The organism is Ferrovibrio sp. (genome assembly GCF_029255545.1).
Classification (GTDB): domain Bacteria; phylum Pseudomonadota; class Alphaproteobacteria; order Ferrovibrionales; family Ferrovibrionaceae; genus Ferrovibrio.
In genome coordinates this window covers 32,577-44,082 of record NZ_JANLJJ010000056.1, presented here as the reverse complement: position 1 = coordinate 44,082, position 11,506 = coordinate 32,577, and the positions used below count along the sequence as shown (strand labels likewise).

At 63.5% G+C, this 11,506-nt stretch carries 11 protein-coding genes; 3 read left to right on the top strand and 8 right to left on the bottom strand.

Features of this window, described 5'->3' with window-relative positions; all coding sequences use genetic code 11:
• Positions 1-460 (top strand): hypothetical protein (locus tag Q1J79_RS11595; RefSeq protein ID WP_300300413.1); only part of this gene is annotated, 460 nt, incomplete at its 5' end.
• On the opposite strand, the gene Q1J79_RS11590 is transcribed toward Q1J79_RS11595, so the two are convergent.
• The 4 genes from Q1J79_RS11590 to Q1J79_RS11575 all read right to left on the bottom strand — a co-directional run bounded on the left by Q1J79_RS11590 (position 414) and on the right by Q1J79_RS11575 (position 3,810).
• Positions 414-896, bottom strand: a complete 483-nt coding sequence (locus Q1J79_RS11590; protein WP_300300411.1) for a hypothetical protein — start codon at positions 894-896, stop codon at positions 414-416. The two genes, Q1J79_RS11595 and Q1J79_RS11590, sit on opposite strands and share 47 nt — an antisense overlap.
• A 1-nt stretch (position 897) precedes the next feature.
• Positions 898-2,175: an amidohydrolase gene (locus Q1J79_RS11585; RefSeq protein ID WP_300300409.1), complete on the bottom strand. Its 1,278-nt coding sequence runs from the start codon at positions 2,173-2,175 to the stop codon at positions 898-900.
• A gap of 31 nt (positions 2,176-2,206) precedes the next feature.
• Positions 2,207-2,491, bottom strand: a complete 285-nt coding sequence (locus tag Q1J79_RS11580) for a hypothetical protein (protein WP_300300407.1) — start codon at positions 2,489-2,491, stop codon at positions 2,207-2,209.
• Positions 2,492-2,589: 98 nt separating this feature from the next.
• On the bottom strand, positions 2,590-3,810 hold the full coding sequence (locus Q1J79_RS11575) for an MFS transporter (RefSeq protein WP_300300405.1): 1,221 nt from the start codon (positions 3,808-3,810) through the stop codon (positions 2,590-2,592).
• A gap of 121 nt (positions 3,811-3,931) precedes the next feature.
• On the opposite strand from Q1J79_RS11575, the gene Q1J79_RS11570 reads away from it, so the two are divergent.
• Together Q1J79_RS11570 and Q1J79_RS11565 are read left to right on the top strand one after the other, a co-directional pair.
• A complete protein-coding gene (locus Q1J79_RS11570) occupies positions 3,932-5,296 on the top strand; it encodes an alpha/beta fold hydrolase (RefSeq protein WP_300300403.1) in 1,365 nt (454 codons plus the stop codon).
• Between the two features lie 22 nt (positions 5,297-5,318).
• The gene (locus Q1J79_RS11565) at positions 5,319-5,774 is read left to right on the top strand and encodes a GNAT family N-acetyltransferase (RefSeq protein ID WP_300300401.1); all 456 of its coding nucleotides are present in this window, start codon (positions 5,319-5,321) and stop codon (positions 5,772-5,774) included.
• Between the two features lie 117 nt (positions 5,775-5,891).
• On the opposite strand, the gene lpdA is transcribed toward Q1J79_RS11565, so the two are convergent.
• From lpdA to Q1J79_RS11545, 4 genes are all read right to left on the bottom strand, one after another.
• Positions 5,892-7,298, bottom strand: coding sequence for a dihydrolipoyl dehydrogenase (gene lpdA / locus Q1J79_RS11560; RefSeq protein ID WP_300300399.1), 1,407 nt, complete (start codon positions 7,296-7,298; stop codon positions 5,892-5,894).
• A gap of 19 nt (positions 7,299-7,317) precedes the next feature.
• Positions 7,318-7,632 (bottom strand): antibiotic biosynthesis monooxygenase, encoded by a 315-nt coding sequence (locus tag Q1J79_RS11555; RefSeq protein WP_300300397.1) that lies wholly within the window; start codon positions 7,630-7,632, stop codon positions 7,318-7,320.
• Between the two features lie 12 nt (positions 7,633-7,644).
• The gene (gene odhB, locus Q1J79_RS11550; RefSeq protein WP_300300395.1) at positions 7,645-8,859 is read right to left on the bottom strand and encodes a 2-oxoglutarate dehydrogenase complex dihydrolipoyllysine-residue succinyltransferase; all 1,215 of its coding nucleotides are present in this window, start codon (positions 8,857-8,859) and stop codon (positions 7,645-7,647) included.
• 48 nt (positions 8,860-8,907) lie between these two features.
• The coding region (locus Q1J79_RS11545; RefSeq protein WP_300300393.1) for a 2-oxoglutarate dehydrogenase E1 component at positions 8,908-11,506 on the bottom strand (2,599 nt) is incomplete at its 5' end.

Sequence of the window (11,506 nt, the reverse complement as noted above, 5' to 3'; positions counted from 1 at the left end):
GCCCGATCTGGGCGGCCATCACTACCTGCCCGACATCGCCGCCTTCGAATGGGCGTTGAACATGGCCGAACATGCCGAGGACGTGGCGTTGCTGCGCCCGGAAGACCTGCCTGACATGGATGCCACGGCGCAGTTGGCGCTGCCACTGCATCCCTCGGCCCAGCGGCTTTCCACGCCATTCCCGGTCAGCGAGATATGGCAGGTGCACCAGCCGGAAGCTCCCTTTGTCGACCGTATCCAACTGGCCGGCAGCAGCGAACGCCTGCTGGTCTGGCGTCGCGACATCACCGTGCAATGGCGCAAGCTGGATCACGGCGAGGACCGCTTCCTGGCCGAGATTGCGGGCGGCGCCTCGCTGGGCCTCGCGGCTCTGGCCGCCGCCAGCGGCAGCGATTTCGACTTCCCCGCCAGCTTTAGCTGGATGCTGGATGGCGGCGTATTCGCGCGGCTGAACACTTGAGCGTCAGCCAAAAGGCAAAGCCACCTAAAGCACCAAACAATCCTGAGATGAGGATCGTCTCGAAATACCCCATCCATCCCGCATAAGTCGGAAGACCATCAGAAATCATGAGAACACCATCTATCGATGACGATCCGCCTGAGATGTTGATGGGAAAAATCAATATGCCGAGCGGCAGTATTCCGATCAGAAAGCCACCTGCCACCGCTGAGAAAAAATTGAAAAGACCTCTTGCCTGAACAAGTAAAAACAAGGGAATTCCCAATAACACAGCATGGCTAAACGCTACGGCGAATGCAAACGCAGCGATACCGCTAACGAGGTAAAGATCGAAGAAAACTGACGCCGCTATTGTCGGCACAATTGTCGAAGCCAGCAGCGCGCCGACGCATGAAATAAATGTGGGCGACTGTCGTAAGTCAGGCTTCACACTCAATTCAGTCCAGCCAGGTATAGGCGGCGGCCAGCATCGCCTCCACGCCGGTCCGCAGCGTGGGGTGCAGCACCGGGGCATAGAAAGGCGAATGGTTGACGGGCATGGCGCCGGGATCGTCGCCACTCATCGCCTTGGCGAAAACCTCAGGGTCGGTGCCACCGATCACCCAGAAAACCGAAGGCACGTTCCATGCCGTGCCGAACAGGCCGAAATCCTCGCTGCCCGACGCGGCCTCCACCGCCACGACGCGATCGCCGCCGAACCATCCCTTCATGCCATCCACCGTGCGCGCGGTGGCGGCTTCGTCATTGAAGGTGAGCGGGAACTGGCTGATCACCGAGAATTCGGGCGGCTTGGGCGCGCCGGAGGCCTGGGCCTCGGCTTCGATGATCCGTTTCACCGAGGCCAGCACGCGCTGGCGCACATTCTCCTTGAAGGTGCGGATGTTGAGGCGCAGCAGCGCCTCATCGGGAATGACGTTTTCATTGAAGCCGGACTGGATGGTGCCGACGGTGACCACCGCACTGTCGGCCATCGCCACTTCGCGCGACACCACGGTCTGCAGCCGCATCACCGTGGCCGAGGCCATGACGACCGGATCGATGCTGTTCTGCGGCTTGGACCCATGGGCGCCCCGGCCGAACAGCTTCACCTCCCAGCTATCGGCGGCCGACATCGCCACGCCCGACTTGTAGCCGATGCGGCCGGCCGGCAGGGGGATGACATGCTGGCCCAGCGACACGGTAGGCTTGGGGAAGCGCTTCACCATGCCGTCTTCCAGCATGGCGCGCGCGCCGGCGCCGGTTTCCTCGGCGGGCTGGAACACGGCCATCACCGTGCCCTTCCAGGTGTCGCGCGCTTCCGACAGCAGCTTGCACACCGCCATCAGCCAGGTGACGTGAAAGTCATGCCCGCAGGCATGCATGATCGACACCGACTGGCCGAAACGGTCGGTGCCGGTCTGCGCACTGGCATAAGGCAGATCGGTCTTTTCCTTTACCGGCAGGCCATCCATGTCGGCACGCAGCAGAATCACCGGACCGTCGCCGTTTTTCAGCAAGCCAACCACGCCGGTCTTGCCCACGCCGGGATGCACCTCGAAGCCATGCTTGTCGAGCCAGGCGGCGGCAATGCCGGCCGTGCGGATTTCCTGCATCGACAGCTCGGGATGGCTGTGCAGATCGATATAGATCTTTTCCAGTTCGGGCAGCATGGCCTCGATCTTCGCAAAGACGGCAGCTTTCTGAGGCGCGAAAGTGGTGCGCGAGGGAGCATTCATGAGCAGCGTTTCCGGAGTTGGGGAAGGACGATCACTTGTATTCCTTGAAGGCGGGCGCATTGCCGGACCGCAGGCGTGGCAGACCGGACAACAATGCGTCGGCTTCGGCGCCGCCGCCGATCTCATCGAGGAGGGCCAGAATCTCCTGGCCGACACGCAGGGCATCGCCGGGCGGCATGGCTTCGGGGTGTTCGATCAGGGCGAGCAGGTCGAGAATGCGCTGCTGCTTGTATTGCCGCCGCCAATCTGGCGTGCCGATCTGGCCTGACAGAGCCAGCAGATCGACATCGGGCTGCATTTCACAACGCTGGCACATGCCATGCTCACTGTTGAACCAAAGCCAATTAATCAGCGTTGGAATTAGACCGGATCGTCTCGATACGGTCAATGCAGGTGTAAGCGTTACACTATACGTCAGGCCCCGCGACGACCGGCCCAGTACAGGGCCAGCGGACCAATCAGCGCACCAATTCCCATCACGGCAAGACCGACGCCCCAGCTCGCCACGCCCTGACCACCGGCAGCGCGTTCGGCCTGATCGAGCGCGAATCCGACACAGAGCGGACCCAGCACCGAGATGCCGAAGCCCAAGGCGGAATGCAGCGCCATGGTGGAGCCACGATGCTCGGGCTCGGCGGCAGCCATCATGCCCGAGGTGAGCGCGCCGGAATCGCCACAGATGAAAACGAAATAGACCGCGCAATAGAGCAGCACGACCCAGGCCGGCAGCACGGCCGTGAAGCCCATCAGCACGCCCATGGCGCCGGATATGCCCATGATCAACATCAGGGCACGGCGCCGGCCGATCTTCAGCGCCAGCTCGTTGCCGAGCAGGCTGGCAGGCAGGCCGATCAGGGTGACGATGGCAGCCAGCACGGTGGGGCTCGGCAGGCTGGCCGCCCAATAGCCGCCCTGGGCTGCATCGCGGGCCAGGATGAAGACGAAGAATGCCGTGACCCAGGCGCGCATGGCGGTGAGCTCGAAACCATGCGCGGCATAGCTGATGATATAACCCATCGCATCACGATTACGTAGCACCGGCCGTAGCGCGAAGCCGGTGCTCGCCTTCGCACCGGGTGGAGTCTGCGGCGAAAGGAAGGCCCAGACCAAGCCAGCGGCGATCAGGCTGCCAAAGCCGATACCGGCGAAGCTCCAGCGCCAGCCATAGGCTTCGGCCAGCAGGCCGGTGACGGTGAAGCTGAGCGAGATGGCGATGGAGTAACTCGCCGTATAGAAGGTAACCGCGCGGCTCTGCTCGCCGCCTTTCAGGCGGTCGGTCAAAGCCCGCAGACCGGGCATGTAGACGGCCGCCTGTCCGGCCCCACCGATCGCGCGCAGGAGCAGGCCCGACCAAAATCCGTCGGCAAAGACGGCAAAGGCCAGCGTGCTGACGCCGGTAACTGCACTGCCCGTGATAAAGATCAGCCGGGCATCGATGCGGTCGGTCAGCATCACGGCTGGCGTCACCAGCAGCATGTAGCCGAAATAATAGACCCCAGCGATCCAGCCGGCTTCGGTATTGCTCAGGCCCCAGGCGGCTATGAAATCGGGCAGTAAGGCCGGGAAGCTGGCGATGGGCAGAATCGCCAACACCTCCAGCCCGGATAGCAGCAGGATCAGGTGACGCGGGGACATGGCTGGCAGGTCGGGGAGAACATGTTATCGTGTGTCACACAGTATTCACCGATCTCGCTTAAATCGCCAGAGGCAACCGCAACCCGGCCCAAGCCTCGGCTCATGATCAGGGAAAAACGCCATGTCGATCCGCCAGCCCGTCATCACCCGCCGTCATTTCCTCGCCGGCTCCGCTGCTTTGGGCCTGGGCGCCGCCCTGCCCGGCTGCGCCGCGCGCTACAATACGGCAGCCCCCATCGTATTCGTCCATGGCAACGGCGATACGGCCGCCCTGTGGCACACCACATTCTGGCGCTGGGAAAGCAACGGCTTCGACACCGACCGGCTGTTTGCCATCGATTTCCCTTATCCGCTGGCGCGCAATGTGGATGCGACCTACCAGGCCTATCGCTCGTCTTCGGCCGATCAGCGCGAACAGCTGGCCACCTTCGTGGCCGAGGCCAAACGGCGCACCGGCGCGCCAAAGGTGGTGCTGGTCGGCTCGTCGCGCGGCGGCAACGCGATCCGTAATTATATCAAGAACGGCGGCGGCGTGGCCCATGTAAGCCATGTGGTGCTGTGCGGCACGCCGAACCATGGCGTGCTGGTTTCCGACAAGGCCCTGGTCGGCAGCGAATTCAACGGCGCCTCGCCCTTCCTGCGCCAGCTCAACGAAGGTCCGTCGGAAGTGGTGCCCGGCGTGACCTGGATGACGACGCGCAGTGACAATGCTGACAAATTCGCGCAAGCCGACGGCGCAGCACTCGGCATGCCGGGCCGGCCGACCGGCGTGACGGCCGAAGGTCCGGCCCTGAAGGGCGCCAAGGATGTGGTGCTGGCCGGCCTGGATCACCGCGAGGTGGCTTTCCATCCGAAGGCCTTCGCGGCGACTTGGGAGTTCGTGATGGGCAGCGCGCCGGCCACCACCGCCATCCGGCCTGAGAGCAGCCCGCTGCTGAACGGTAAGGTGAACGACATCGTGCGTGGCGCAGGCACCAACCTGCCGGTGGCCGGCGCCGTGGTCGAGGTTTACGAAACCGATCCCAAGACTGGCGCCCGCCGCGCCCTGGCGCACAAGCAGACCACGGGCGAGGACGGTTACTGGGGCCCGTTCCGCGCCTCCAGCGGCGCGACCTACGAATTCGTGATCATCACGCCCGACCACCCGACCACGCATATCTACCGCTCACCCTTCCCGCGCTCGTCGCAGATCGTGCATCTGCGACCAGGCGTGCTGACCGACAAGGACAAGACGGCGGCATCCAGCGTAACGATCACCCGGCCGCGTGGCTATTTCGGAGCCGCGCGCGGCGACATCGTCACCTTCGATGGCCAGCCCGGCCCGGGCATTCCACCGGGCATTCCCGTGAACTCGACCTCCACCCTGCTGCTGCCGGCCGGCACCGCCCAGCGTAGCGTGACCTGCCGCTTCAACGACGAGGTGATTGCCGTGCAATCCTGGCCGGTGGCAGATAATCACGTGGTGATCGCCGAACTACATTACTGAACCGGCAATGGCGGAAGGCGCAATGCACGGCCTGCTCGCCAACAGCATCACCCTCCGCCCGGCCCGCGCGGCGGATATCGGTTTCGTCTGGCCGGTTTATGCCGATGGGATCGGCCCCTATCTGTCAGGTTACCGCGCCTGGAATGAAGGCGAAGAGGCGGTGCGTTTCCGCCGCATCTACGATCCGGTCCACAGCGCCATTGTGTTATGCGACTGCGTCGATGCCGGGTGGCTGACTGTCGTGCACCATGACAGCGCCATCCTGCTGCAGCAATTCTTTATCGCCGCGGCCTTCCGCGGCAGGGGCCTGGGCACGGAATTGCTCAGCCGACTCTGCGCCGAGTGGGACGGCATGGACCGCCCGGTGGCGCTGGCGGTCCTAAAGAATAATCCGGCGCAGACCTTATATGCACGGTTTGGTTTCACCACCTATTGGCAGAATGACGACCGCTATTTCATGCTGAGGACCCCAGGCTAGCCCCGCGCCCAAAAGGTGGCACAGGGTCTTGCGTCGCGGATCATCACTGTCGGGCAATCAGAGCGACAAAAAAAGGGCGGCCAGCGGCCGCCCTTCTGCATTCCATGACGCTTCCAATCAGATATTGATCGTGCGGCCATCCACGGCCAGGGCGGCTTCCTTCACCGCCTCGGTCAGCGCCGGATGTGCATGGACGGTGCGATAGATATCCTCGGCCGAGGCGCCGAATTCCAGCGCCATCACCAGCTCCTGGATCAGGTGGCCGGCATCGGGACCGATGATATGGGCGCCCAGTACCTTCTTGGTTTTTTCGTCTTCGAGGATCTTCACGAAGCCGTCGGTCATCGTCATGGCCCGCGCGCGGGCATTGGCCGTGAAGGGGAACTTGCCCGCCTTGTAAGCGATGCCGGCAGCCTTCAGCTCTTCCTCGGTCTTGCCCACGCTGGCCACTTCCGGCCAGGTGTAGACCACGCCCGGAATGGCGTCATAGTTGATATGCGGCTTCTGGCCGGCCAGCATCTCGGCCAGCACCACGCCCTCTTCCTCGGCCTTGTGCGCCAGCATCGCGCCCTGGATGGCATCGCCGATGGCGTAGACGCCCTTGGCGGTGGTCTGGAAATGGCCATCCACCTTCACGCGACCGCGCTCGTCGAGCTGCACGCCGGCAGCCTCCAGGCCCAGGCCGGCGGTGTAGGGCCGGCGGCCGATCGAGACCAGCACGATATCGGCCTTCACTTCCTCGGCGGGGCCGCCAGCAGCCGGCTCCATGGTCAGCGTCACGCCACCCTTGCCCGCCGCCTTGGCCGATGTCACCTTGGTACCGAGCTTGAACTTCATGCCCTGCTTGGCCAGCACGCGCTGCATCTGCTTCGACACTTCGCCGTCATTGGTCGGCAGGATGCGGTCGAGGAATTCCACCACCGTGACCTCGGCGCCGAGCCGGTTCCACACCGAGCCCAGTTCCAGACCGATCACGCCGCCGCCGATCACCACCATGGTCTTCGGCACGGCGCCGAGCTTCAGCGCCCCGGTGGAGGACACGACCTGCTTCTCGTCGATTTCGATGCCCTTCAGCGGCATCACTTCAGAACCGGTGGCGATCACGATGTGCTTGGCCGAATAGGTGCCGGCGCTTTCGCCCTTCACCGTGACCTTGCCGCCGCCCAGCAGGCTGCCTTCGCCCTTGAGCCAGGTGACCTTGTTCTTCTTGAACAGGAATTCGATGCCCTTGTTCGAGGAGCTGACCACGCTCTGCTTCTGGGCCATCATCGCTGGCAGGTCGACCTCGATCTTGCCGACCTTGATGCCGTGCTGGGCGAAACCGTGGGTGGCCTCGTGGTACAGCTCGGAGGAATGCAGCAGCGCTTTGGACGGGATGCAGCCCACATTGGTGCAGGTGCCACCGAGGCCGGCATCCTTCTCGACGCAGGCCACGCTCATGCCCAGCTGGGCACAACGGATCGCCATGGTATAGCCACCCGGACCGGCGCCAATGATGATGATGTCGAAAGCCTGTTCGCTCATGGATGAAACCTCCAGAATCCTAAAAATCCAGCGGGCCGAAAATGCCGCCGCCAGCCGCCTTGAACACCCGCGTGCTCTGGCTGCCCTGCAGAATGCCGCTGCCGACCAGATCGGCCAGCATGGCGTGATAATCGGATGAATCCTTCACCGCATCCACCGCGGCGCGGTCGCGCCACAGGCTGATGGTGCGCCATTCATCGGTATCGTAAGTGAAGAAGCAGCCCAGGCAGCCATTCTGATTGCGGAAGAATGGCTCCAGCCGGCTGCGGGCGAAAACGATGAGATCGTCCAGGCGGGCGAGGGTATACCCCGTGGTCCAGACCCGGACGATCATCGCCTTGCGACCTCAGACCTCGAACAGCAAGCGCTGCGGGTCTTCGATCGATTCCTTGACGCGCACCAGGAAGCTGACCGCCTCGCGGCCATCGATGATGCGGTGATCGTAGGTCAGCGCCAGATACATCATCGGACGGATCACCACCTGGCCGTTCACGGCCATCGGACGCTCCTGGATCTTGTGCATCCCCAGGATGGCCGACTGCGGCGGGTTGATGATCGGAGTCGACATCAGCGAGCCGAACACGCCGCCATTGGTGATGCTGAAAGTACCGCCCTGCAATTCGTCGATGCCGAGCTTGCCATCACGGGCGCGTTTGCCCAGATCGGCAATGGTCTTCTCTATGCCGGCGAACGACATCTGGTCGGCATCGCGGACCACCGGAACGACCAGGCCGGTCGGGGTCGACACGGCGCAACCGATGTTGAAGTAGTTCTTGAAGACGATGTCGTCGCCTTCGATTTCGGCGTTGACGGCCGGGAATTCCTTCAGCGCCTGCACGCAGGCCTTGACGAAGAAGGACATGAAGCCGAGGCGAACGCCATGTTTCTTCTCGAAACCGTCGACATACATCTTGCGGGCAGCCATCAGCGCCGACATGTCCACCTCGTTGAAGGTGGTGAGCAAGGCTGCGGTGTTCTGCGCTTCCTTCAGGCGCCGGGCAATCACCTGGCGCAGCTTGGACATGCGCTGGCGTTCCTCGCGCTCGGCATTGGCGCGCGGCCCGGCCGGCGCGGCCGGACGGGCCGCCGGAGCGGCGCCGCCGCCGGCGAGAAGATCCATCACGTCGCCCTTGGTGACGCGACCGCCCTTGCCCGAACCGGCAACGCCGGAGACATCGACATTCTTTTCAGCGGCCAGTTTGGCTGCGGCCGGCAGAGCCTGCCCCGCGGCAGGCGCCGCAGCGGGAGCCTTCGGCGCGGCCGGCGGCGCGGCAGGCTTGGCGGCCTCGGCGGGCTTGGCAGCAGGTTTCGCCGCAGCGCCGGAACCGGCATTCAGGGTGGCGAGCAGGTCGCCGACCTGCACCGTGGCGCCCTCAGCAGCGAGAACCTCGCCCAGCGTGCCGGCTTCCGGCGCGTTGACCTCGACGGTCACCTTGTCGGTTTCCAGTTCGACCAGCAGCTGGTCGCGGGCCACCGCCTCGCCGGCCTTGACGGCCCAGCGGCCGACGGTGGCTTCGGAGATCGATTCCGCCAGCTGCGGGACGCGAATTTCGACTGCCATGTTTTACTTCCCTCTAAAAAAACGCCCCTCGGATGTCCCCGTCCCGGGTCAGGCCGTCAGTGCGTCGTCTACCAGTTTGGCCTGCTGCTGGTTATGCTTGCTCATCAGGCCGGTGGCCGGCGAAGCCGCTTCGACGCGGCCGGCATAGAGCGGCCGCTTCATCTTGATGTCGAGCTCGCCGAGCACGGTTTCGATATAGGGCTGGACGAAGCTCCATGCCCCCATGTTCTTCGGCTCTTCCTGGCACCAGACCACCGTCTTGGCGTTCTTGTAACGCTTCATCTCGGTGATCAGCGCTTTATGCGGGAACGGATAGAGCTGTTCGACGCGCAGGATCACCGTGTCCTTCAGCTCACGCTTCTGGCGTTCCTCGAACAGGTCATAATAGACCTTGCCCGTGCACAGGACGATGCGCTTGATCTTGGCATCGTCATGCGGCGCATCGTCCCACAGCACGCGGTGGAAAGACGAGCCCGGCCCCATGTCGGTGAGCCTGGAGACAGCCAGCTTGTGCCGCAGCAGCGACTTCGGCGTCATCAGGATCAGCGGCTTGCGGAACTTGCGGTGGATCTGCCGGCGCAGAATGTGGAAATAGTTGGCCGGCGTGGTGCAGTTCGCCACCTGCATGTTGTCTTCGGCGCAGAGTTGCAGATAACGCTCCAGGCGAGCGGAGCTATGCTCCGGCCCCTGACCTTCATAGCCATGCGGCAACAACACGGCGAGACCGGACATGCGCATCCACTTGGCTTCACCCGAGGAGATGAACTGGTCGAACACCACCTGGGCGCCGTTGGCGAAATCGCCGAACTGGCCTTCCCACATCACCAGGGCATTCGGCTCGGCCAGGCTGTAGCCGTATTCGTAGCCCAGCACGGCGGCTTCCGACAGCAGGCTGTCGATCACCTCGTAATTGGCCTGACCTTCGGCAACGTTGTTGAGCGGCACATAGCGCTCTTCGCTCTGCTGATCATGCCAAACCGAGTGACGCTGGCTAAAGGTGCCGCGGCCGCAATCCTGACCTGACAGGCGCACGCCGAAGCCCTCCAGCTGCAGCGAGCCGAAAGCCAGCGATTCCGCCGTTGCCCAGTCGATACCCTCGCCCGCCTCGATGGCGGCGCGGCGGTTCTGGGTATTGCGGGCCAGTGTCTTATGGATATTGAAGCCGTCGGGAACGCTGGTGATGGCGAGGCCGACCTTCTTGAGCGTTTCCATCGCGACGGCGGTGGTGCCGCGGCGGTCGTCGCCAGAGGCGATCTCGAGGCCGGTCCACTTGCCTTCGAGCCAGTCGGCCTTGTTCGGCTTGAACGACTTCGAGGCCTCAAGCTCCTCTTCCAGATGGTTCTGGAAGGTGGTGACCATGCCCTCGGCATCGGCTTCCGAGATCACGCCCTCATCGACCAGGCGCTTGGCATAGATCTGACGCGTGGTGGGATGCGTCGCGATCGTGCGGTACATGATCGGCTGGGTGAAAGACGGATCGTCGGTCTCGTTATGGCCGTGGCGGCGATAACAGAACAGGTCGATCACCACGTCCTTCTTGAACTTCTGCCGGAATTCGGTGGCGATCTTGGCCACATGCGTCACGGCTTCCGGATCGTCGCCGTTGACATGGAAGATCGGCGCCTGCACCACCTTGGCCGGGTCGGACGGATACGGCGAGGAGCGCGAATAGGACGGGTTGGTGGTGAAACCGATCTGGTTGTTGACGATGATATGGATGGTGCCGCCGGTGCGATAGCCGCGCAGCTCGGACAGCGCAAAGCACTCGGCCACCACGCCCTGGCCAGCAAAAGCCGCATCGCCGTGGAGCAATACAGCCATCACCTGGCCGCGGTCGGTGTCACCCAGCTGCGTCTGCTTGGCGCGAGACTTGCCGAGGCAGACCGGATTGATGATTTCCAGATGCGACGGATTGGCTGCCAGCGAAAGATGCACCTTGTTGCCGTCGAACTCGCGGTCCGACGAGACGCCGAGATGGTATTTCACGTCACCCGAGCCCTGGAAGTCGTCCGGGTGATAGGCCATGCCCTTGAATTCGGTGAAGATCGCCCGGTAAGGCTTGGCCATCACGTTGGCCAGGATGTTGAGGCGGCCGCGATGCGGCATGCCCAGCTCGATATCCCTCAGGCCGAGCTGTCCGCCGCGCTTGATGATGGCTTCCATTGCCGGAATCAGGGCTTCGCCGCCTTCCAGGCCGAACCGCTTGGTGCCGGTGAATTTCATGTGGCAGAAGCGCTCGAAAATCTCGCCTTCCACCAACTTGTTGAGAATCGCCTTCTTGCCCTCGTTGGTGAAGTGGACTTCCTTGTCGCGGCCCTCGATGCGCTCCTGGATCCAGGCCTTCTGCTCCGGATGGTAGATGTGCATGAACTCGACGCCGATGGTCGAGCAATAGGTCCGGCGCAGGATCTGCAGGATCTCGCGCAGAGTCGCGCTCTCCAGGCCCAGCATGTTGTCGATGAAGATCGGCCGATCCATGTCGGCATCGGTGAAGCCGTAGGATTGCGGCTCCAGTTCCGGATGCGCGCCCGGCGCCTGAATGCCGAGCGGATCCAGGTTGGCCATCAGATGGCCGCGGATGCGGTAGTTGCGAATCAGCATCGCGGCGCGGATGGTATCGAGCGCCGCCGCGCGGGCGTCGGCCGCC

Coding starts and splice junctions, on each gene's coding strand:
- Q1J79_RS11585 (WP_300300409.1), bottom strand. CDS start 2,175: ATGAATGCTCCCTCGCGCACCACTTTCGCGCCTCAGAAAGCTGCCGTC.
- Q1J79_RS11580 (WP_300300407.1), bottom strand. CDS start 2,491: ATGTGCCAGCGTTGTGAAATGCAGCCCGATGTCGATCTGCTGGCTCTG.
- Q1J79_RS11575 (WP_300300405.1), bottom strand. CDS start 3,810: ATGTCCCCGCGTCACCTGATCCTGCTGCTATCCGGGCTGGAGGTGTTG.
- Q1J79_RS11570 (WP_300300403.1), top strand. CDS start 3,932: ATGTCGATCCGCCAGCCCGTCATCACCCGCCGTCATTTCCTCGCCGGC.
- Q1J79_RS11565 (WP_300300401.1), top strand. CDS start 5,319: ATGCACGGCCTGCTCGCCAACAGCATCACCCTCCGCCCGGCCCGCGCG.
- lpdA (WP_300300399.1), bottom strand. CDS start 7,298: ATGAGCGAACAGGCTTTCGACATCATCATCATTGGCGCCGGTCCGGGT.
- Q1J79_RS11555 (WP_300300397.1), bottom strand. CDS start 7,632: ATGATCGTCCGGGTCTGGACCACGGGGTATACCCTCGCCCGCCTGGAC.
- odhB (WP_300300395.1), bottom strand. CDS start 8,859: ATGGCAGTCGAAATTCGCGTCCCGCAGCTGGCGGAATCGATCTCCGAA.